Annotated in this window: 20 protein-coding genes; 16 read left to right on the forward strand and 4 right to left on the reverse strand. The window is 48.0% G+C overall.

The genetic code is table 11. The features are described from left to right. Positions 1-11: 11 nt before the first annotated feature. Genes lgt through EXY25_RS16620 form a run of 3 tightly spaced genes read left to right on the forward strand, consistent with a single transcriptional unit; the run spans position 12 to position 2,311 of the window. Positions 12-815 carry a prolipoprotein diacylglyceryl transferase gene (gene lgt / locus EXY25_RS16610; protein WP_114339188.1) on the forward strand — a complete coding sequence of 268 codons (804 nt, stop codon included), beginning with the start codon at positions 12-14 and terminating at the stop codon, positions 813-815. A gap of 11 nt (positions 816-826) precedes the next feature. After that, positions 827-1,621, forward strand: a complete 795-nt coding sequence (gene thyA, locus EXY25_RS16615) for a thymidylate synthase (RefSeq protein WP_114339189.1) — start codon at positions 827-829, stop codon at positions 1,619-1,621. 21 nt (positions 1,622-1,642) lie between these two features. Beyond that, complete coding sequence (locus EXY25_RS16620; RefSeq protein ID WP_130567742.1) at positions 1,643-2,311, forward strand: response regulator; 669 nt, start codon at positions 1,643-1,645, stop codon at positions 2,309-2,311. A 56-nt stretch (positions 2,312-2,367) separates the two neighbouring features. On the opposite strand, the gene olsF is transcribed toward EXY25_RS16620, so the two are convergent. Both olsF and EXY25_RS16630 read right to left on the reverse strand, forming a co-directional pair. After that, entirely contained in the window at positions 2,368-4,128 is a 1,761-nt protein-coding gene (olsF, locus tag EXY25_RS16625; RefSeq protein ID WP_130567743.1) for a bifunctional ornithine lipid synthase OlsF, read from the reverse strand. A gap of 110 nt (positions 4,129-4,238) precedes the next feature. Next, positions 4,239-5,033 (reverse strand): UDP-2,3-diacylglucosamine diphosphatase, encoded by a 795-nt coding sequence (locus EXY25_RS16630; protein WP_130567744.1) that lies wholly within the window; start codon positions 5,031-5,033, stop codon positions 4,239-4,241. Positions 5,034-5,265: 232 nt separating this feature from the next. Between EXY25_RS16630 and EXY25_RS16635 the strand changes: the two genes are divergently transcribed. Beyond that, complete coding sequence (locus EXY25_RS16635) at positions 5,266-5,583, forward strand: ArsR/SmtB family transcription factor (protein ID WP_114339193.1); 318 nt, start codon at positions 5,266-5,268, stop codon at positions 5,581-5,583. A gap of 236 nt (positions 5,584-5,819) precedes the next feature. On the opposite strand, the gene rpsT is transcribed toward EXY25_RS16635, so the two are convergent. After that, positions 5,820-6,080, reverse strand: coding sequence for a 30S ribosomal protein S20 (gene rpsT / locus EXY25_RS16640; RefSeq protein ID WP_114339194.1), 261 nt, complete (start codon positions 6,078-6,080; stop codon positions 5,820-5,822). A 202-nt stretch (positions 6,081-6,282) separates the two neighbouring features. Between rpsT and murJ the strand changes: the two genes are divergently transcribed. The 12 genes from murJ (at position 6,283) to EXY25_RS16700 (ending at position 20,436) form a co-directional block, all read left to right on the forward strand. Further along, on the forward strand, positions 6,283-7,845 hold the full coding sequence (murJ, locus tag EXY25_RS16645; RefSeq protein WP_130567745.1) for a murein biosynthesis integral membrane protein MurJ: 1,563 nt from the start codon (positions 6,283-6,285) through the stop codon (positions 7,843-7,845). 60 nt (positions 7,846-7,905) lie between these two features. Then, entirely contained in the window at positions 7,906-8,853 is a 948-nt protein-coding gene (gene ribF, locus EXY25_RS16650) for a bifunctional riboflavin kinase/FAD synthetase (RefSeq protein WP_130567746.1), read from the forward strand. Between the two features lie 45 nt (positions 8,854-8,898). Then, positions 8,899-11,733, forward strand: coding sequence for an isoleucine--tRNA ligase (ileS, locus tag EXY25_RS16655; protein WP_130567747.1), 2,835 nt, complete (start codon positions 8,899-8,901; stop codon positions 11,731-11,733). Next, positions 11,720-12,238, forward strand: a complete 519-nt coding sequence (gene lspA, locus EXY25_RS16660) for a signal peptidase II (protein ID WP_130567748.1) — start codon at positions 11,720-11,722, stop codon at positions 12,236-12,238. Before ileS ends, lspA begins: the two co-directional genes overlap by 14 nt. Continuing rightward, positions 12,235-12,690, forward strand: a complete 456-nt coding sequence (gene fkpB, locus EXY25_RS16665; RefSeq protein ID WP_130567749.1) for an FKBP-type peptidyl-prolyl cis-trans isomerase — start codon at positions 12,235-12,237, stop codon at positions 12,688-12,690. The genes lspA and fkpB overlap by 4 nt, the downstream gene beginning before the upstream one ends. Then, on the forward strand, positions 12,687-13,637 hold the full coding sequence (ispH, locus tag EXY25_RS16670; RefSeq protein WP_130567750.1) for a 4-hydroxy-3-methylbut-2-enyl diphosphate reductase: 951 nt from the start codon (positions 12,687-12,689) through the stop codon (positions 13,635-13,637). The genes fkpB and ispH overlap by 4 nt, the downstream gene beginning before the upstream one ends. Positions 13,638-13,877: 240 nt before the next feature. Then, entirely contained in the window at positions 13,878-14,456 is a 579-nt protein-coding gene (gene pilV / locus EXY25_RS16675) for a type IV pilus modification protein PilV (protein ID WP_165419395.1), read from the forward strand. A 21-nt stretch (positions 14,457-14,477) separates the two neighbouring features. After that, positions 14,478-15,530, forward strand: coding sequence for a PilW family protein (locus EXY25_RS16680; protein ID WP_130567772.1), 1,053 nt, complete (start codon positions 14,478-14,480; stop codon positions 15,528-15,530). Further along, positions 15,527-16,024, forward strand: a complete 498-nt coding sequence (locus EXY25_RS16685) for a hypothetical protein (RefSeq protein WP_130567752.1) — start codon at positions 15,527-15,529, stop codon at positions 16,022-16,024. The genes EXY25_RS16680 and EXY25_RS16685 overlap by 4 nt, the downstream gene beginning before the upstream one ends. Before the next feature lie 8 nt (positions 16,025-16,032). Beyond that, the gene (locus EXY25_RS16690; protein WP_130567753.1) at positions 16,033-19,704 is read left to right on the forward strand and encodes a pilus assembly protein; all 3,672 of its coding nucleotides are present in this window, start codon (positions 16,033-16,035) and stop codon (positions 19,702-19,704) included. Continuing rightward, positions 19,704-20,117, forward strand: coding sequence for a type IV pilin protein (locus tag EXY25_RS16695; protein ID WP_130567754.1), 414 nt, complete (start codon positions 19,704-19,706; stop codon positions 20,115-20,117). Before EXY25_RS16690 ends, EXY25_RS16695 begins: the two co-directional genes overlap by 1 nt. A gap of 4 nt (positions 20,118-20,121) precedes the next feature. Further along, positions 20,122-20,436: a hypothetical protein gene (locus tag EXY25_RS16700; RefSeq protein ID WP_130567755.1), complete on the forward strand. Its 315-nt coding sequence runs from the start codon at positions 20,122-20,124 to the stop codon at positions 20,434-20,436. Between the two features lie 62 nt (positions 20,437-20,498). Here EXY25_RS16700 and EXY25_RS16705 read toward each other — a convergent pair whose 3' ends face one another. Further along, positions 20,499-21,020: a GspH/FimT family pseudopilin gene (locus tag EXY25_RS16705; RefSeq protein ID WP_130567756.1), complete on the reverse strand. Its 522-nt coding sequence runs from the start codon at positions 21,018-21,020 to the stop codon at positions 20,499-20,501. Between the last annotated feature and the right edge of the window lie 80 nt (positions 21,021-21,100).

Consider the following 21,100-nt stretch of genomic DNA (forward strand, 5'->3'; position numbering starts at 1 on the left):
TGGATCGTTACATGGCCGATGAGTTTATGGTGTTAGCTAAGATTGACCCGGTGATTTTTTCTATTGGGCCACTGTCTATACGTTGGTATGGCATGATGTACCTGCTGGGATTTGCTGCCGCCATGCTATTGGCCAATTATCGTGCGCAAAAGCCTGGTTCCGTGTGGACGAAAGAGCAGGTTGGTGACTTACTCTTTTATGGCTTTCTCGGGGTGATCCTTGGTGGGCGGATTGGCTATGTGTTGTTTTATCATTTCGATCTGTTTTTGGATAACCCGCTCTATTTGTTCCGTATCTGGGAAGGTGGTATGTCTTTCCATGGTGGCTTATTAGGGGTTATAGCCGCGATGTTTTGGCGTGCCCGAAAAGAGCAGAAAACCTTTTGGCAGGTGGCTGACTTTGTCGCACCTTTGATCCCTATCGGTTTAGGATTGGGGCGCCTGGGTAACTTTATTAACAGCGAACTATGGGGGCGTCAGAGCGACGTGGCATGGGCGATTATCTTTCCTGATCCTGCGTCTGGCGGGGTACCGCGCCACCCTTCGCAGCTGTATCAATTCGCCCTGGAAGGTGTGGTGCTATTTACGCTGCTTTGGTGGTTTTCATCGAAAACTCGGAAGCCAGGCGCTGTCGCAGGTTTATTTCTGCTGGGTTACGGCAGCTTCCGCTTCCTGGTTGAATATGTGCGTGAGCCGGATGCACACTTGGGAGTGTTGATGAATATGATCACGATGGGACAATTGCTCTCGCTTCCCATGATAATATATGGCGCATACCTGATGTTACGCGCTGCTCCTGCAGCCGCTAAGTCATAGACGTAGGATTTATGAAACAGTATTTAGATTTGATGCAGACACTGCTGGCGCAGGGAACTCGTAAAGATGATCGCACCGGTACCGGTACGTTTTCTATCTTTGGCCATCAGATGCGTTTTAATTTGGCCGATGGTTTTCCTTTGGTTACAACCAAAAAACTGCACCTTCGCTCAATTATTCATGAGTTGCTTTGGTTCTTACAAGGCGACACGAATACCGCTTATTTAAAAGAAAACGGTGTTTCTATTTGGGATGAGTGGGCTGATGATGAGGGGAACCTTGGGCCTGTTTACGGTGCGCAATGGCGCAGTTGGCCAACACCTGATGGTGGCCATGTTGATCAGATCAGTCGAGTGATTGAGCAGATAAAGCAAGATCCCGATTCTCGCCGTATCATCGTGTCGGCGTGGAATGTGGGAGAGTTGGATAAGATGGCTTTGGCACCATGCCATGCGTTGTTTCAGTTTTACGTGGCAGACGGCAAACTCTCCTGTCAGCTTTATCAACGTAGTTGTGATGTCTTCCTCGGCCTACCGTTTAATATTGCCAGTTATGCTTTGCTGACCCATATGGTGGCGCAACAGTGCGACTTAGAGGTGGGCGATTTTGTTTGGACTGGAGGGGATACGCACCTCTATTCTAATCATATCGAACAGACGAAGCTGCAGTTGACACGGCAGCCGTTAGCGTTGCCTAAGTTGAATATTAAACGCCGTCCAGCGTCGATATTTGACTATAAGTTTGACGATTTTGAGATTGTTGGTTACGAATCCCATCCCCATATTAAAGCCCCCGTCGCTATTTAAAGCGCCGGCGTAGGAGTTGTCATGAGCTTAAACAAGACGTTAAGTGAACTGAGAGTATTAGCGGTTGATGATCAACCGATTATTCTTCACATGATGGCTGGGGTGTTAAATCAGCTGGGGCTGCACCATGTTGAAACTGCGCAAAGTGCAGAGATAGCGCTGGCGATGCTGGAAGCGGGCAATATCGATCTCGTATTGGTTGATATTGAGATGGACGGTATGAATGGCCTTGAGCTGGTCAAACGTATCCGTTGTAATCAGACCGGCTTGTCCAGTGCAACACCGGTGTTAGTGGTGACCAGCCATACCGAGGCGAGTGTATTGGGCACAGCTATCGCGCTGGATGTGAATGGCATAGTTGCTAAACCGGCAAAACCTGAGCAGCTGGTTCACAAGATCTCAGAAGCGATTAATGCCGAATTTAAGGCTCGCCCAAGGATAGGTTACGAGGTGATCCGTACCGATGTGGTTGAGCCGCTAGAGGCCGATGAGCTACCTGTTGGGCAGCCACAAAAGGTTACTCTGGAGCACCTCGAAGAGGGCATGGTATTGGCTGCGCCTGTGACAACCAAAGAAGGGAAGATCATGCTTAATCAAGGCATTCGTCTGAACAACAATACGATCCAGCGTATCGCAGAGGTTGTTGCCTTACTGGATGACCAACCTATGTTTGAGGTGATCGCCGATTAGTTTGTTGCACAAGCCGCTTGCTAAAAGGCTCCATGGTTGGAGCCTTTTTTAATGCGCTATTGCATCGATAATGCCGTTTGGGGTGAGTTAGGTGTTGCTGGCTCGGCCAACGCTGCATCTGGCATATAGCGTTGACGCCGCTTCTCTTTCAATAGATGGGTATCTACCAACACCAGGCCATCAATGCAGGCGGCGAATTCAGGATCGATACCAAAGTCTAGGAACCGCACGCCACCCGGTTCGCATACTTCGCTGTACTGTTTATAGAGGGTCGGTACGCTGCACCCCATGTTCGCTAGCATGTTTTTGAGTAGAGCAAACTCTTCGATGTAGTTTTCACCGGAAAATGTCACTCCTAGCTGACTATTTTCGGCAACGCGATAGGGATGGTGGGATCTTGCTATTTGCGATGCTGAGCCGAAGTATTGCAGGTAAAACTGGATCATCAGATCCCGTGCTGCGGTTGGCATCTCTTTGCTGATAGAGACAGGGCCAAACAGATAACGGCATTCGGGATAGCGGCTGATATATGCGCCAATGCCGTGCCATAGATAATCCAAAGAACGTCTGCCCCAGTAGCGAGGCTGGACAAAGCTACGGCCTAACTCCAACCCTTTGGCGAGATAGGGGCTCATCTCTTTGTCAAAGCTGAACAGCGAACTGGTATACAACCCCTTGATACCTTGTTCAGCAACGATTTTTGCCGTCGGTGCAAGCCGGTAGGCACCGGCGATCTCTAGATCATTAGGATCCCAAAGTAATAGGTGCTCATAGTAGTTGTCATATTTATCCAGATCCCGCTTGCGACCTGTTCCTTCACCGACAGCGCGAAAGGCGATTTCTCTTAACCGTCCTAGCTCCCGCATGATGGTCGAATTAACCCCAGCCTTGTAAAGTAAGATCTGCTTGCCGTCAGGTGTGGCTCCCAAGAGTTCACAGGCTTTTAAGGCTTGCTGCAGGTAGCTCCTATTCTCAGGGTGACCAATGGCTGTTTCAGTGCGAAATAGCGGGCTTTGGTTCTTACCGATGCGGTAAAGATGACGTTTAAACAGTTTTACCTTCGCCCGGCGAGCAAGTTGATCACCCTTGTAGGCATCGAAAGGGATAGGATCTCCGATAACTAATGACAAAGAGCCACTGGATTGGCGAAACATCTCTTTTGCTAACAATAGGGTCGAAAGCGGCTTGTATAGCATTGAGGTACCATAAAATAGCGCGGAGTTTCTGCCTTTGATAAACACGGGAACGACGGGTGACTGAGTTTGGCTGGCGATCCGCAAGAAACCGCCTTGCCAACGTGTGTCTCTGACCCCTTGTGGTCTAAGCCGCGATACTTCCCCCGCCGGGAAGATAATTATGGCGCCTTCGTTGTCGAGGTATTCACTGATTGAACGCAGCTGAGCCTGTTTACTACCTCCACCCATAGCGTTAACAGGTAATAGCAGATCCCTAAGCGGCTCAAGACTATAAAGTAGTTCGTTAGCGACCGCTTTTACGTCCTGGCGTATGGTGCTCACTAAGTGGAGCAATGCCAAACCATCAAGAGAGCCAATGGGATGGTTAGCAATGATAACGACTCGGCCGGAAGAGGGGATACGGATCCGCTCATTCTCTTTGACCGTGTAAGTGAAGTTGAAGTGTTCAAATATCTGCTCGATTAGCGCTAATCCTCGCAGATGCGGATAGTCATCGGAGAAACGGATGAACTCTTGTTCGTTGAGGAGGGTGCGCAGCATCGCCTTGACCGGTTTATGCAGCCAGGGTTTATCTTGCAGTTTCGGGTAGTGTTCATTGATCAGCTTTTCGACTGACAACATAGCGTTATTTCCGTTGGTATCTCCTGCTCACAAGTTAATTGCTGTTGATGACGGAAATGATGCGTTTTTCTTGCAGTAATATGTCAGTGTTGGCGACTCAGGGCGACAGACTAAGCTGCTTGATGATTTATGGGTAGTTCAGCCAATTGCTGTGTCTGGTCACTCCAATGTAATAGCTCAAGATCGCCATTGCGCTGCTCCACTAAAGCTGTGCAGCTTTCAACCCAGTCACCATCATTCATATAGATGATGCCATCTTCATGGCGCAAACGAGGCACATGGATGTGACCGCAGACAATGCCATCATAGCCGCGGCGCTTAGCTTCGTGGATAGCTGCTTGCTCAAATCGCGCAATGGCTTGTGCAGCTTTACGACTTTTCTGTTTTAGATAACTGGCGAGGGAAAAGTAGCTAAAGCCAAAATTCCGGCGCTGTTGATTAGTTTTACGATTTAGCCATAACAAAAAGTCATAGGCCCGATCACCAAACCAAGTGGTTAAAGGGCCACATTTCACCGCTGCGTCAAATTGGTCACCATGTACTAGTAACAATTTTTTGCCCTGATGAGTCGTGTAGTCATATTGCAGGTGTAGCTCTAAACCTAGTAAGGGAAGCTGAGTGAAGGCTCTTAGGTCTTCATCATGATTACCGGGTATGTAGATCACTCGGGTACCATTTTTTGATAGCTTGGCGAGTTCATGGAGTACTGCTTGGTGAGACTCCGGCCAGTAGCTTCTTTTTTTAAGTGCCCACAAATCAATGACATCACCGACTAAAAATAGTGTGTCAGTTTTCATGCTACGAAGAAAAGAGAGCAGATAGCTGGCCTGGCAATCTCGACTACCCAGATGAATATCTGATAACCAAATCGCCCTGTAGTGATGGAGCACCGTTCGTGTTGTCATGTCACTTTTCCTCTCCTTCGGAAGCTGATCGAAAGATAGAAAGTGGATGTGAAAAAGTGGTGACATTGAGGTGACATTGAGGTGACGGTTAAATGACTAGACGCTGATATTTTGATTTACTTGATGCTAACGTGACCGATGCGACAAAAAAATGACGCTTTTTCCTGTTTTTTTGACGATTCCTTGATAGAATAGTGTCACTTTTTCGGCAAATAAGGTACTGGGAAGGGAGATGAACCTGGATCAAATAAGAACCAATTCGGCACCCGCGGTGAAGCTGCTGAAGGCAATGGCAAATGAACGGCGCCTCTACATACTGTGTCATCTACATGATGGTGAATTATCAGTTGGAGAGCTCGCAAGATTAGTAGACTTGAGTCAGTCTGCGTTATCGCAGCACTTGGCATGGCTTCGCCGGGATGGTTTGGTGAAGACGCGCAAAGAAGCACAGACAGTCTATTATTCTCTGGCAAGTATAGAAGTTGGCCAGATGATTTCACTGTTGCATAGCATGTACTGTGAACAGCCTGTAGAGGCTGCTGCAGCCTAAATAAGCTGCTTAGTGTGCCAGCAGGAGAGCATACGCATCCTGTTAAAAAAAATCGGCTAAGGCCGATTTTTTAATGCCTGAATTTTGTGAACAGCTCATCGAGACACCAATTTGCCGGATCTGGCCACGGCGGTTTGAGGTGGCAAGTTGAGTTAAGTGGTAATGTACAAGGTAGGGATCTGCAGATATAAAAAAACCGGCCGAGGCCGGTTTTTTTAATGACGAATTCTTTTCGCTTACAGCGCTTGGATTTTAGAATTCAGGCGAGCCTTGTGACGGGCTGCTTTATTCTTATGTACCAGGCCTTTAGCTGCTGCACGGTCCAGAATAGGTTGTGCGCTTACGAATGCTGTTTGAGCAGCTGCTTTGTCACCAGCTTCAATTGCAACAATTACCTTCTTCAGGTAAGTACGAAGCATTGAACGACGGCTAGCATTGTGCTTACGGTTCTTCTCCGACTGCACTGCGCGCTTTTTAGCTGACTTGATGTTAGCCAAAGTTGACTCCTAAAACTTGTTCAGAGGGTTTATCAAAAGGCCGAGGAGGGTATTCCTTTTTCGACCAAAAGTCAATCAACACTTTTTGCTGAGGAAATCAGTATTGGTTTCCTTTGCAAAGCAGCGCTAAGATGGCGCGGAATTCTATCAGCAATCTTTGCCGCTGGGTAGCTGAAGTTCTAGTTTCGTTCAGGGAGTGTTCGTGGGTAAGAGTTTGCTGCGTTCTGGCGCCATCGTTAGTGCAATGACATTAGTCAGCCGTGTGCTTGGCTTGGTACGTGATGTTGTGATTGCAAATCTGCTGGGGGCAAAGGCTGAGGCGGATGTATTTTTCTTTGCCAATAAGATCCCCAATTTTCTTCGCCGTCTATTTGCTGAAGGCGCGTTTGCTCAAGCTTTTGTGCCTGTATTCACTGAGACCAAAGAGAAGGGGGAGCTCAGTGATGTGCAAGCCTTGGTTGCTAAAGTGTCTGGTACGCTCGGTGTATTGGTGACCATAGTAACCTTGTGCGGTGTGATTGGTGCGCCCGTGGTGACCGCGATCTTTGGTACCGGCTGGTTTCTCGACTGGGTAAATGATGGCCCCAATGCGGGGAAGTTTGAGCGAGCTTCCCTGCTGCTGCAGATCACTTTTCCCTATCTCTGGTTTATTACCTTTACTGCGTTGTCGGGCGCGGTGCTCAATAGTTTGGGTAAGTTTGCCGTGGCGGCATTTACGCCAGTGTTTCTTAACGTCGTTATTATCAGTTTTGCACTTTGGGTGTCTCCTTCGTTAGAGCAACCCGAAATGGGATTGGCTTGGGGTGTATTTTTCGGCGGTATGGTGCAGTTTGCTTTTCAGATCCCGTTTCTGATTAAAGCCAAAATGTTGGTTCGGCCATCATGGGGATGGAATACACCTGGGGTGGTAAAGATCCGAACTCTGATGATCCCGGCGCTGTTTGGTGTTTCTGTCAGCCAAATTAATCTGCTATTTGATACCTTGATCGCGTCATTTCTGATGACCGGCTCGATCAGTTGGCTCTACTACTCTGATCGCTTGCTTGAGTTCCCATTGGGTTTGTTTGGTATTGCTATCGCCACGGTTATCTTGCCGCACCTCTCTTCGCGCCATGTCTCTGCCGGCAAAGAGGCATTTGCGGCGACTGTTGATTGGGGCGTGCGCACGGTGTGCTGCCTCGGTTTTCCTGCCGCTTTTGGTTTAATCGTGCTGGCACAACCGATGCTCATGGTGCTGTTTATGCACGGGGCTTTTGATGTCAATGACAGCCGTATGGCCAGTTACAGCTTAATCGCCTATGGCAGCGGTTTAGTCAGCTTTATGCTTGTGAAAGTGTTGGCTCCGGGTTACTACGCCCGCCAGGATACTAAAACTCCGGTACGTTACGGCATCATCGCTATGGCTAGCAATATGCTCTTTAATCTGATTTTTGCCATCCCATTTGGTTATGTTGGTCTGGCTATCGCCACCAGTCTTTCGGCAACGTTGAATGCCGGGTTACTCTATCGCGGCCTGAAACAGCTGGATGTTTTTCAATTACAACCAGCAACACTAATTATTCTTAGCAAAATGATTCTCTCTGCGGTGTTGATGGCATTAATGATTAACTGGATGAAACCGGTTGAAGCGGAATGGATAGCGATGGATTTTGGGGCTCGAGTGATGACTCTAGGAGGTCTTATCGTTGGCGGTGGTGTGGTTTATCTCTTGGCTTTACTGTTGCTTGGTATACGTCCTCGGCACTTGGCTGCCCATGGAAGCTGATCCTATGGGAAGAGTGGTATATAATCCCGCGGTTTGGGTCGTTAGAAGGTTAGGGTAGTAATGGAGCTGATCCGCGGTGCGCATAATATATTGCCGCAGCATCATGGCTGTGTACTAACTATCGGTAACTTCGACGGTGTGCACTTAGGGCATCAGGCAGTTATTCAGTCCCTTGCGGATAAGGGAAGAGAGTTGTCGCTACCTGTGACCGTGATGACCTTTGAACCGCAACCTCAGGAACTGTTTCAACCAGATCTGGCACCGCCTCGCTTGTGCAGTCTGACTGAGAAAGTGGTTCAGCTCAGCGAATTGGCTGTGGCACGTATTCTCTGCATTACCTTTTCTCGTCGTTTGGCGAGTATGGAACCAGAGCAATTTGTACGTGAACTACTGGTCGAAAAGCTGGGGGTAAGGCATTTGGTTGTGGGTGATGACTTTTGTTTCGGCAAAGCACGCCGCGGTGATTTCAAAATGCTGGTTGAGGCTGGACAGCGTTACGGCTTTGGTGTGGAAAGCACACAAAGTTTTCGTTTGCAGCAACAGCGAATAAGCAGCACATTGATCCGTCAGGCGTTAGCCGATGGCCAATTGGATAAAGCAGCAACCATGCTTGGCCGCCCCTACAGTATCAGTGGCCGTGTCAGCCATGGTGACAAGAAAGGCCGCTTACTCGGTTTTCCTACAGCCAATCTGGCTTTGAAGCGGCATAAAGCTGCGCTTTCTGGCGTATTTGCCGTCAAGGTTAGGTTGTTTAATGGAGAGCCTGATTGCGATGGTGTCGCTAATATTGGCTATCGTCCAACAATGAATGGACAGCAGGCTCGGCTAGAGGTGCACCTGTTTGATTATGCAAGTGATCTTTACGGCCAAAGGATTGAAGTGCAACTTCTAAGCAAGTTGCGCGATGAAATAAAATTTGAAGCATTTGAACAGTTAACAGCTCAAATCAAGCTAGATGTCGAACAGGCCAAAGCTTGTTTTGCCGATGGTTTGGGCACTCGGATTTAATACTGCGAACACAGAAAGCCTCTTGCATGAGGGATCGGAACTTAGATGACTGACTATAAAGCGACACTGAATTTGCCTGAAACGGCTTTTCCGATGCGGGGTAACCTGGCACAGCGTGAGCCAAAAACTTTGCAGCAATGGCAGCAAAAAGGCTTATATCAAGCGATCCGCGAAGCCCGTGCTGGCCACAAGAAGTTTATTCTTCATGATGGCCCTCCATATGCCAACGGCGATATTCATATTGGTCACTCAGTTAATAAGATCCTCAAAGATATTATTGTGAAGTCGAAAACTCTGTCCGGCTTTGATGCGCCATACGTACCGGGGTGGGATTGTCACGGTTTGCCTATTGAGCTGCAGGTAGAGAAAAAGGTGGGTAAGCCGGGCGTAAAAGTGAGCGCCGCTGAGTTTCGTCAAAAATGCCGTGAGTACGCTAAAAAGCAGGTGGATGGTCAGCGTGAAGACTTTATCCGCCTAGGCGTTTTGGGCGAATGGCAGAACCCCTACTTGACCATGGATTTCCGCTTTGAAGCCAATATCATTCGGTCGTTGAGTAAGATCATCGAGAACGGTCATCTGCAGCAAGGCTCGAAGCCTGTGCACTGGTGTACAGACTGTGGCTCAGCACTGGCTGAAGCGGAAGTGGAATACAAAGATAAGCAGTCGCCTGCCATCGATGTGAAGTTTGCTGTGATTGATACTGCGGCAGTGGAAGCAAAATTTGATCACCCTGAAGGTCATGTGGGTGAAGGTACCATCTCAGCAGTTATCTGGACGACCACCCCATGGACTTTGCCAGCTAACCAAGCGGTAGCTGTGCATCCTGATCTTGAATATGCCCTGGTGCAGATTGAAGGTGAGCAGGGTAAAGAGCGGTTAATCCTCGCCCATGACCTGTTGCAGTCAGCCATGGATCGCTATGGCATCCAACATTTTCATGCTTTGGGTTATGCCAAAGGGGCCGATCTGGAATTGTTGTCGTTACAACACCCTTTCAATGATCGTCAAGTGCCGCTGATCCTTGGCGATCATGTGACTACTGATTCTGGTACTGGCTGCGTGCATACCGCGCCAGGGCACGGTCAGGATGACTTCGTGGTCGGTAAAAAGTATGACCTCGAGGTGGTTAACCCGGTGGGCGGTAATGGCGTGTTTCTGCCTGATACAGAGTTTTTTGCTGGCAAGCATGTGTTTAAAGCTAACGCCGATGTGGTTGATGTGCTGAGTGAACGTAATGCGCTGTTGCATCACCATGCGTATGAGCACAGTTACCCACACTGCTGGCGTCACAAAACACCGATTATCTTCCGTGCCACACCACAGTGGTTTATCAGCATGGAGCAGGCGGGTTTGCGTGCCGCCGCCTTGAATGAGATCAAGAAGACGGAATGGTTACCAGATTGGGGTCAGAGCCGTATCGAAGGCATGGTTGAGGGCAGCCCTGACTGGTGTATCTCACGCCAGCGTACCTGGGGGGTGCCAATTGCCCTGTTTGTTGATAAAGACACTAACGAGCTGCACCCAGACGCTATTCGTTTGATGGGCGAAGTGGCTGAACGTGTCGAGAAAGAGGGGATCCAAGCCTGGTTCGATTTAGATCCTGCTGAACTGCTCGGTGAAGAGGGTGCAGAACAGTATCGCAAAGTGACTGACACGTTAGACGTTTGGTTTGACTCTGGTGTAACCCATGCGGCAGTCGTCGATGACCGTGATTATTTAGGCGGGCCTGCCGATCTGTATCTGGAAGGCTCAGATCAACATCGCGGTTGGTTTCAGTCGTCACTGAAGACCTCTGTAGCGATGAAAGGGCATGCGCCTTATCGTCAAGTGCTGACGCACGGGTTTACCGTTGATGGTCAGGGACGCAAAATGTCTAAGTCTCTCGGTAACGTGATGTCGCCACAAAAAGTGGTGAACAAGCTGGGAGCGGATATTCTGCGCTTGTGGGTCGCCTCTGCTAACTATTCTGCTGAGATGACGGTTTCCGATGAGATCCTGATGCGTTCCGCTGATTCTTATCGTCGTATCCGTAATACCGCACGCTTCTTGCTATCGAATCTAAATGGCTTTGATCCGAAGAAAGATCAGGTGGCTTTAGAAGATATGGTGGCGCTCGACCGCTGGGTCGTGGGGCGAGCTGCTGATCTGCAAGCCGAGATCCTTGAGGCTTATGACAGCTATCAGTTCCACCTCGTGGTACAGAAGCTGATGCATTTCTGCTCAATCGAGTTGGGTAGCCTCTATCTGGATGTGATTAAAGATCGTCAATATACCGCGAAAGCAGACAGCGTTGCTCGTCGCTCTTGTCAAACAGCGCTCTACTTGATCGCTGAAGGCTTGGTGCGGTGGATGGCACCGATCATGAGCTTCACTGCTGATGAGATCTGGGCATTGTTGCCAGGCGAGCGCGGTGAGTTTGTTTTCACTGATACCTGGTTCGATGATTTAGCGAGTTTACCTGCTTCAGGGATCGCGATGGATAATACTTTCTGGCAACAGATCATCGAGATCCGTAATGACGTCAACAAGGCGTTGGAAGCTGCACGCCGCGAAGAGACTATCGGTGGCGCTCTGCAAGCTGAAGTGACTTTGTACGCCAACGAAGCATTGGTGGGAGAACTAAACAAGCTTGGCGATGAGTTGCGCTTTGTGTTGTTGACCTCAAAGGCTGCGGTCATGCCATTGGCTGACGCTCCGGCGGATGCCGTCGATTGTGAGGTTGAAGGCCTGAAAGTGGGTGTTGCCCGTTCTGCCGGAGAGAAATGCGAGCGTTGCTGGCATCACCGTGAGGATGTTGGAGAGAGCGTTGAGCATCCGACGATCTGCTCCCGTTGTATCACCAACGTGACTGGAGAAGGGGAAGTTCGTGAATTCGCCTAAGTTAGCATGGCAGGAAACTGGTTTGCGCTGGCTCTGGCTGGCGCTTGTCATCGTGATTGCCGATCAGGCCACTAAATTGTGGGTGGCCAACACCTTTGCTTATCGCGAAACAGTAGAGTTTATTCCCTATCTACAGTGGACTTATGTTCATAACGAAGGTGCTGCGTTTAGCTTTTTAAGTGATGCGGGAGGTTGGCAACGTTGGTTTTTTGCATTTATCGCTTTTGTCATCAGTGGAGTACTGCTCTATTGGCTTAAAGGTATTTCCCGTCACATGCTGCTGCAAAGCGTGAGCTTTTCGCTAGTGCTGGGTGGTGCGATAGGTAACCTGATCGATCGGGTGTATCTCGGCTATGTTATCGATTTTATCGATTTCTATATCGGCAACTGGCATTGGCCTGCATTTAATATTGCCGACAGTGCCATCTGCATCGGTGCTGGATTGTTGATCCTGGATGCGCTGAAAGGTGAATCAAGACATGAAGAAGCAAAAGGCAAGTCATGAGTAAGGCTGTGATTGATCCACATTCTGAAGTAGTGATGCATTTTACCTTAAAACTGGCCGATGGCTCGGTTGCAGAAACAACCAAGTTGAACCAGCAACCAGCCAAGCTGGTGATGGGCGATGGCTCGCTAACGCCTGCATTTGAACAGTGTCTGCTCGGCATGTGTGCTGGCGAACAAAAAGCGTTCGAGCTTAAGCCTGAAGATGCCTTTGGCTTGTCAAACCCTGATCTGATACATCATGTTGAACGCAGTAAATTCCCCGCAGATTTGGCGCCAGAAGAGGGAGCGATAATGACTTTCTCACAGCCGAACGGAGCTGAACTTCCCGGCATTATTCGCGCCGTAGCGGGGGAGTCGATCACCGTGGACTTTAATCACCCATTGGCTGGTCAAACGATTACCTTTGATGTCGAAGTTATTACTGTGGCTCAGCCAGAGGCTAAATCATGAAGATCTTACTCGCCAACCCCCGCGGTTTTTGCGCTGGTGTTGATCGCGCCATCAGCATTGTTGAGCGTGCTTTAGATATCTTTCAGCCGCCTATATATGTGCGCCATGAAGTGGTGCATAACCGATATGTAGTTGATGGCTTGCGCGATCGCGGTGCTGTTTTTGTCGAAGAACTGTCTGAAATCCCCGATGACAGTATTGTCATCTTTAGTGCCCATGGGGTAAGTCAGGCGGTGCGGCAGGAAGCTAAATCACGTGGCCTGAAGATATTTGATGCCACCTGTCCGCTGGTGACTAAAGTGCATATGGAAGTCACCCGCGCTAGCCGCAAAGGCCATGAGTGCGTGCTGATTGGTCATGCAGGACACCCGGAAGTGGAAGGCACCATGGGGCAGTACAGTAATGCTGATGGTGCGATCCATTTAGTAGAGTCGCCTGCTGACGTAGCCTCCTTGCCTGTGAAAGATGAAACTCATCTGTGCTACGTCACCCAAACTACATTGAGCGTCGATGATACCGCAGAGGTGATAGATGCTTTACGTGTGCGCTTCCCGAATATTGAAGGGCCACGGAAAGACGATATCTGTTATGCGACCCAGAACCGTCAAGATGCAGTGCGTGATCTGGCAGCCAAATGTCAGTTAATGCTGGTGGTTGGCGCGAAGAACAGCTCAAATTCCAATCGTCTGCGCGAGTTGGCTGAAAAGCATGATACCCCTGCTTATCTGATCGATACCGCAGAGAACATTCAGCAGTCGTGGCTGACCGGTGATGTCGCGTGTGTTGGCGTGACAGCCGGAGCGTCGGCTCCTGAAGTGCTAGTGAAACAAGTGATCGAAAAGCTGCAATCTTGGGGCGGCGAGCAAGTGGAAGAAAACCCTGGGCGGGAAGAAACCATTACCTTTTCTGTGCCTCCTGAACTTCGGATTGACACCGTTACGGATTAATCATTTGTTTAGTAAAGAAATACTGGACGTAGATCACGCAAATGCCTTCATTTATTGAAGGTATTTGTTTATCGGAGGTATAGTCAATCGATCTTGCTTTGTGTTTTTTTAGTAAATAATTGAATAAAAAAACCTCATATACATTGAAGATTTGTGACGGCATGTAAAAAAAGCTGACACTTTTGCGTTAAACTGATGGAGTCAGTTTTACATTTCGTTGCAAGGTATGGCGACAAGGCAGTGAATATTAGGATTATGAATAAACGGATGCATTACTCCAAGCAAAAAGCTTCAGGCTTCTCTCTGATCGAATTGATGGTGGCTGTGATTATTGTGTCTATCGGTGTGCTGGGCGTTGTCGCTATGCAAGGAGCATCGATAGGGAGCGCGCTCGATGCCTCTCAGCGCTCGACCGCCGCTGCACTCTCTGCACAAATTGTTGAAAGTATGCGTGCCAACGCAACTCAGTTAAATTCATACAATAATGCTGTCGTCGGCAATGGTAGCTACCTATCTCCCTCATCAGATTGTGGCGCCGTTGGCGCTACCTGTTCACCTGCAGAGATGGTTTCTTGGGACCTGTCGGTATGGGAGCGAGCAGTGATGGGTAAGGATACTGCTAGTGGAGGCGAGAGTGCCGGTGGGCTTGTCGATGGCAAAGGTTGTATTTTAGTCGATAGCGGTACTGTTACCGTTATTCTTGCTTGGCGTGGTGGAGTTGAAACTTCAGATGCAGCAGACAGTTCCAAGTTTACCTCTTGTGGAACTGATAATGATTATCGCCGCCAGCAAGTTATTGAAACATTTGTCACCATATAAGACAGGCAGGTAGTTTTCGAGATGGTAAATAGAAAAGGTTTTTCACTGGTTGAAGTATTAATTTCGCTGGTGCTCGGTGCGTTTCTTATTGCCGGTGTTGGCTCCTTGTTTGTAGGTCAAATTCGGACTAGTGAGTTGTCCCACGCCGTCAATGAAGCACAAGAGAATGCTCGGTTAGCATTGAATTTAATTGCGAGAGATCTTTCCCAAGCCGGTTTTATGGGGGACTTAGACCATACTATGCTGAATGTTGATGCCGCAGTCACTTTCCATGGTATGAATGCCGCCGCCCCTGTTGCCGCTGCCGATGATTGTGTAGGCGGTGATAACAATGCAAGTTTTCCTAACCTAGCATCTTCATACTCATTCCGTGCTTTACATGCTGAGCATAAAGGTGCGGCAAGCCTTGCGACGTTGGAACCGTGCACAAGTATTAGTTCTCATACCGCTGTCGCGGGGAGTGATGTGTTGCAACTAAAACGTTTCATTGCTGCGCCAGGCACTTCAATGGCGGACATGCCTGCAGGGACCGATATATTGGATCCAATTGCCCTTAGTGAGAGTAGCAATCGCTATTACGCCTACGCTAATTTTGAAAATATTGTGTTTTATCCTGGTGACGTAGCGACAGCCCCAGCTTGGAATACTGCGGTGAATGGGCGGGTTTTTCAGTATCAGCACCATGTTTGGTGGGTAGGCGATGACGACGGACAACCATCTCTATTCCATCGCTACCTATTACGCAGTGGAGGCGTCGGGAAGATGTCTTCTGTCAGTGGCGCATTGGTGCCAGGCATTGAAGCCCTCGCATTTCAGTTTGGTTTGGATGTTAATGGCGACTTCATTCCTGATCGCTATATAGCGACTGATGATATGACTGTGCAAGACTGGGAAGGAACAAATGGCAAAATTATTACTGCTAAGGTGGAAGTGCTAGGGCGCGCTACCTCAGAAGATAAGCAGCACAAAGACACTAAGACCTATACGATGTCGAGTGGCACTTTTGGTCCTTATAATGACACTTATCACCGGATACTTATCTCGACCGTGGTAAAACTGAGGAATATTCAATGAGATATCCTTTCTATCGCTATCAGCAAGGCGCCGCTCTCATTGCCGGCATGTTGTTTATGGGAATATTAACTGCGGTGGGTGTCGCTGTACTGACCTCCTCGAGCTTTGGTTTGAAACTCTCGGGAGCTGCGGCCATGAAGGTTGAGTCGACACAAGCGACTTTTGGTGGTGTTGATGAAGTGGTTGATCAAGGAACCCGTGGGGCATTGGCTTGCGCTGGTACTTGCAATAATTTAGTCAATTTGAGTGACACGTTTGATGAGGCTATTACTGTTAATACCGAAGGCACTACTGCAAACGTTAAAGTGCTAAATGATGCCGCCACAGGGCAACCCATAGCGACCTGCCCTAGAGACAGGCAAGCATGGGAATCGCAAGATATTAAGTGCAAAAGTGCCCGTGTTACTTCAGATCACAAGTTTAGTGAACAGGCAGAACAACCTAGATCAGGGGCTGAGGCATTGGTCTTTCAGCGTTATTACACACAAGGGTAGGGCGCAGTATGAATTTCGGAATAAAGAATTTTAAACGGTTAGCTATTGCTGTTGCTGCGTGCCTTAGCACTGTCGTGGTGGCAGATGACACTGAACTATTTGTAAAAGAGATCAGTACTCGAACCGGCTTTAGACCACAAATTTTGGTTATCTTTGATACGTCAGGGAGCATGCATGATAACTCTGTCCTGACGAAACAATTTTTTGACGAAGAGATTGTTTACCCCACTTCAGGTTATTTTGAGGTGCGTATAGACAATAGTACTAAGCAGTGCCGCACCAGCAGCAACGGTTCGTGGTCAAGTAGTGCATGTGGCACCGTGCCCGGTTTCAATGGTTCGAATTTCTATTGGGTAAAGGGTAACTCTAGTGGCGGCGAACCACCGGAATTGAGTGGTAATAACCAAAAATTTAAGGGAAAACTGCTTAATTGCCGGTTGGCCAGAGACACAATCGCTGAGCAGGGTTTTTTCTCCGGCTATCTTCGTCAATATAAATATTCAGGTAATGACGGCAGCTGGGAAGAGTTTCCTGATGAAGATGTGAATGGCACGCTTGTTGGTGGCGTTAATTCAGATACTAAAAGTGGTCTACCGATCGATTGCTTTGCTGACATAGAAGAAGGCAATAATAAAAATAACGGCAAGATGAAAGACCACACAGGGACTTATGTTAGCACCCATGATGGCTTTCCTGTTGACGGTCAGGGCGACCCTGATAGCCGAGTATACTGGGATAATTCAGGCAGCTATGTCAATAACACGGCATTTGGTTTGGGTGAGGCGGTCACTATCTACTCCGAAAATTACCTGCGATGGCATCATAACGACAATATTGCTAATAAAAGTTATACACGGATGCAGATTGCTCAGGAGTCAATGACTAATGTCATTGGTGCAACGCTGAGTGCCGACTTTGGTTTGATGGTATTTAACAAAAACAATGGTGATGATGGTAATCCTAGCCTTGTTAATCACGCTGGACGTGTCGTTGCTGGCATTAAGTCCCGGACCGTCTCTCAAACTGGAGATTTGCAGGATTTGATTAGTGGATTGGCTGGCAGTGGTCATACACCGCTTTGTGAGTCTACCTATGAGGCCTACCGTTACCTTGCTGGAAAAAATGCACGATGGGGTAATGATGAAAGCCGTAATTGGAATACTACCAGCTACCCTAACCCAGATTACACAATTCGCGCTGGCGGCGTTAGTTCTGGCGCCTATTTAGACCCATATAAAGAATGTAGTGGTAATGTTTACATTATCCTCATGTCTGATGGAGATCCTGTCAGTGATAATGTGCTTAATGGTACGATCTCAGGTGAATTTAATGGTCTTGGCGGCAAGGTTCATGGCAGTTATTTGCCTGCATTGACAAAGTGGTTAGCAACCAATGATGTGAACACCCTAAAGGGGGGCGATCAGAAAGTAACGACCTATACCGTAGGTTTTGGTACTGGTCTTAGTTCAAAAGGGGAAGAGATCCTGAAGCAAGCGGGCGAAGGGTCTGGTGGACGTTTCTTTACTGCCGAAAATACCACACAATTACAGGCCAAATTGCTAGAAGCTATCGTAGAAATTTTGGGCGCCAATGCTAATGTGACCTCCCCTGCTGTCGCGACTGACAGCTCAGATAGAACCCAGATCCTTGATAATCTGTACTATGCAGTTTTCAGTCCATCAAAAACAGCGCGCTGGGCTGGTAATTTGAAGAAATTAAAGCTTAGTGATGATGGTACAAAGGTCGTTGATGCATCCTCCGCGGACGGTGCCGAAGCGCTTAATCCTGATGGTGGCATTAAAGATGGAGCCTTGACTTTTTGGACTCAATCGGGCGTTGCTGATGGCGGAGCTGCTGATAAAGGCGGGGTAGCGGAAACTTTAACAGCAAATGCTGGTTCTCGAGCTTTAAAATTTAATGATGGAATTGGCAATTTAAAAGTGATGAACCGCTCCAATTTGCAGGCGGCAGCGGGTAGTCAAGAGCAGCTTGCTTCGCATATGCAAATCGCTGTAGAAGATATCGATACCGTACTCAGTTTTTTACAGGGTATTGATACCGAAGATCAAGATACAGATGGTTCTCATACTGATGCGCGTAAAGATTCCATGGGGGATCCTATGCATGCTCGACCGGTAGCGATCAATTACGGTAACGATGATATTCGCATCTTGCTTGGCACTAACACCGGCTTTGTTCACCTTTTTAAAGACAAGGGAAACACAGTTGAAGAAAGTTGGGCATTTATGCCGTTTGAGCTGCTGCCTAAAGCTAATTTGTTGCGAAAGAATACGGAATCAACGCCGAAGGTATACGGCATGGATGTCACCGCTACCGTGTATAAGGAAGATCCGAATAATGACGGTAAGGTTAATGATGGCGAGAAAGTGATTGCATACCTTGGCATGCGACGGGGGGGCAGTAGTTATTATGCCTTAGATATCTCTGATCCAGATGCACCTAAACTTTTATGGACCATTGACGGCGATGACGCCGGCTTTGGTGAATTAGCGCAGACTTGGTCAAAACCGACGGTTGGCTTCCTTCGCAACGTTGGTGCGAATAGACCTGTGCTGTTTTTTGGTGCCGGTTATAGTGTTAATAAAGATACCGATGGTGTGGGTACTAACGATTCAACGGGTCGAGGTATCTATGTCGTCGATGGTCTAGACGGTAGTCTTATCTTTAGTTTTACTCCCGCTGATACCACATCTACAAACGTAGAAATGACTGGGATGACAGATAGCTTCCCTGGCGAAGTGGCGACGTTAGACAGTGTGATTGATGGCTTCGTTGACCGTCTTTATGCCGCTGATACTGGTGGTAATATTTGGCGCTTCGATTTTCCTGAAGCGGATAAGGCTACGTGGGGCGGATTTAAGTTTGCGTCAGTCGGTGGCAGTGTCGCCGCTGACGATCGACGTTTCTTTACCAAGCCAGTGATCACGCGTACCTATTATGATGAGATAACAAAAGAGACGGTTGATAGTGTGGATATCTTTCGACGGAGAGAGTTGCCTGCAGATTTTGTTCTGTTAGGGTCAGGTGATATTCCAAGTCCGCTGGGAACTGATACCAATGATTACCAATTTATGCTGCAGGATAACTATATTCAGCCAACCGATTGGAATACTGAAACACCCCCATCAACCATTGCTATCGCTGATATGTATCATTTAAATATTGCACAGACAGCCTACGCAGCCGCGACGACAGACGAAGAAAAACTCAGTGTTTTGGCAGGCTACACGTCTGACTTCAAAGGTTGCTATATCAGTCATGGTGTGGGTGAAAAAATTATGGGGCCATCAAGGGTTTTAGCTGGTTATTCACTTCATACGACGTTTACTCCTGGCGAGGAGTCGGAGGGCTGTAAGCCAGGCTTTGGAGTAGGACGTTTATATATTAGTAATTTATGTCGAGTGAATACGACTTTAACCAGTTTTAATGTCAGCACTCTTCCTATGTATGATGCGCCAACAATTGTGCCTCCCAAAGCTGATGCAGACCCGGATACGACCGATCGGCCCCAGTTACTCCTCCCTGGCGGTGTGAAGGATGTCCTTTGTGAAGGAGGACAGTGCGCAGATGAAGATGGCAAACCTATACCTACTGAGCCTCCGGGTACTGCGTTGTTTAATCTAATTAAGCACAATACCCATAGTGTGGAGAAGGAATAATGAGGCGATCCCAAGGCTTTACCTTGATAGAGGTAATGATAACTGTCGCTGTCATTGCTATTTTGGCTTCGTTCGCTTACCCGTCTTATCAAAATTATATGGCTAAGACATATCGCACAGAAGGTAAGCGGGAACTTGTCAGGTTATCGAATTTGATGGAACAGTACTTTCTTGATAGCAGAAAATACCCGACAGATCTGTCTAAACTTGGTTTAGTAACGTCCTCGAGTGGATTTGAGACCGAGGACGGCCATTATGTGATTAGTGCGAGTCAAACAACTGTTTTTGACTATACGCTCAAAGCGTCCCCGCAGGGAGTCCAAGCGACAAGGGATTCAAGCTGCGGATACCTCACACTTGATAACCTTGGCACTAAGGGTGCTCAGGGTAGTGTCGCTGACTGTTGGAGATAATGAAATGAAAATTATAACATGTGCGACATCAGCGTTCGCTATTTTGCTTATGGCTACTAGTGCCAATGCTAGTGCTGAAGTATCTCTTCTGTGTTTGTATGAAAAGAGCCAAGGGACGGAAGTGATTCAACACGTTCAGCGGATCAGTTTTCCCCATAACAATGAGATGCTAGCGCGGCAGCAAGTAAAAGAGTTAAGACCAGTACAAGACTGGAATAACAGCAAGTCTGGTTATCGGCTGGTTGAGTGCTCTTACGATAGCGTGCCATCAAGGGAAATAGAAAAAGTTTGGCAGGCCCAGCTAGAAGAAAGTGAGTAGGCATCAAATTATTAGGCTGTTGCGAATATAAGCTAGGCCTGCTTTCTCGGCAGACCTAGTTTTTAGCAATTGATGGCGGTTACGTCTCTCCAGCTTTGAATTTTTATTCTCCCTGAAATAGCAACGATAACTTCTCTTCCTTGATCGCCCTTTTTGTTCGGGCAAACTGTGATTGTTATTCCTGTGCCTGAAACCATACCCTCGGGGTTGAATACTATCCGGCCACTGTTATTGGCAATCACTTTATCTCTATCTTCTATAGCATCGACTTCTCGTAACTTCTTATCTGTGCCATTAAACTTACCGTTATTATCTGAATCTATAAAGGCCGTGACACCATTCTGCCAATTACTGCTGCAATTATTGCTTGCATCAAGGTTACAGACGGTGACGGTTGTTGACAGGGTCACTGCCTGACCTCTTGCCACTGATAACGTGTTGAAGTAATCGTTGGCCATGGCAAACCCTCTAGAGTTCGCCGCCGTTGTCGTAAAGCTAGGCACTGCAGCGGCAACAACAATCGCGACGATAGCCATTGTGACGACTAATTCAAGTAGGGTAAATCCAATCTCTTTACTACGCATGATATTCCCGTACCATTAAGATGTTTCTTGCAGCACCCTATATTACACCAGAGCCCAGCGTTTGAGTGATAAATACAGTT

It is taken from the genome of Corallincola spongiicola (genome assembly GCF_004284785.1).
Taxonomy (GTDB): Bacteria; Pseudomonadota; Gammaproteobacteria; order Enterobacterales; family Neiellaceae; genus Corallincola; species Corallincola holothuriorum.

Excerpts from the sequence above, each read along its gene's own strand:
- lgt (WP_114339188.1), top strand. The coding sequence starts at position 12 with ATGGCCGATGAGTTTATGGTGTTAGCTAAGATTGACCCGGTGATTTTT.
- thyA (WP_114339189.1), top strand. The coding sequence starts at position 827 with ATGAAACAGTATTTAGATTTGATGCAGACACTGCTGGCGCAGGGAACT.
- EXY25_RS16620 (WP_130567742.1), top strand. The coding sequence starts at position 1,643 with ATGAGCTTAAACAAGACGTTAAGTGAACTGAGAGTATTAGCGGTTGAT.
- olsF (WP_130567743.1), bottom strand. The coding sequence starts at position 4,128 with ATGTTGTCAGTCGAAAAGCTGATCAATGAACACTACCCGAAACTGCAA.
- EXY25_RS16630 (WP_130567744.1), bottom strand. The coding sequence starts at position 5,033 with ATGACAACACGAACGGTGCTCCATCACTACAGGGCGATTTGGTTATCA.
- EXY25_RS16635 (WP_114339193.1), top strand. The coding sequence starts at position 5,266 with ATGAACCTGGATCAAATAAGAACCAATTCGGCACCCGCGGTGAAGCTG.
- ribF (WP_130567746.1), top strand. The coding sequence starts at position 7,906 with ATGGAGCTGATCCGCGGTGCGCATAATATATTGCCGCAGCATCATGGC.
- ileS (WP_130567747.1), top strand. The coding sequence starts at position 8,899 with ATGACTGACTATAAAGCGACACTGAATTTGCCTGAAACGGCTTTTCCG.
- fkpB (WP_130567749.1), top strand. The coding sequence starts at position 12,235 with ATGAGTAAGGCTGTGATTGATCCACATTCTGAAGTAGTGATGCATTTT.
- ispH (WP_130567750.1), top strand. The coding sequence starts at position 12,687 with ATGAAGATCTTACTCGCCAACCCCCGCGGTTTTTGCGCTGGTGTTGAT.
- EXY25_RS16680 (WP_130567772.1), top strand. The coding sequence starts at position 14,478 with ATGGTAAATAGAAAAGGTTTTTCACTGGTTGAAGTATTAATTTCGCTG.
- EXY25_RS16685 (WP_130567752.1), top strand. The coding sequence starts at position 15,527 with ATGAGATATCCTTTCTATCGCTATCAGCAAGGCGCCGCTCTCATTGCC.
- EXY25_RS16690 (WP_130567753.1), top strand. The coding sequence starts at position 16,033 with ATGAATTTCGGAATAAAGAATTTTAAACGGTTAGCTATTGCTGTTGCT.
- EXY25_RS16695 (WP_130567754.1), top strand. The coding sequence starts at position 19,704 with ATGAGGCGATCCCAAGGCTTTACCTTGATAGAGGTAATGATAACTGTC.
- EXY25_RS16700 (WP_130567755.1), top strand. The coding sequence starts at position 20,122 with ATGAAAATTATAACATGTGCGACATCAGCGTTCGCTATTTTGCTTATG.
- EXY25_RS16705 (WP_130567756.1), bottom strand. The coding sequence starts at position 21,020 with ATGCGTAGTAAAGAGATTGGATTTACCCTACTTGAATTAGTCGTCACA.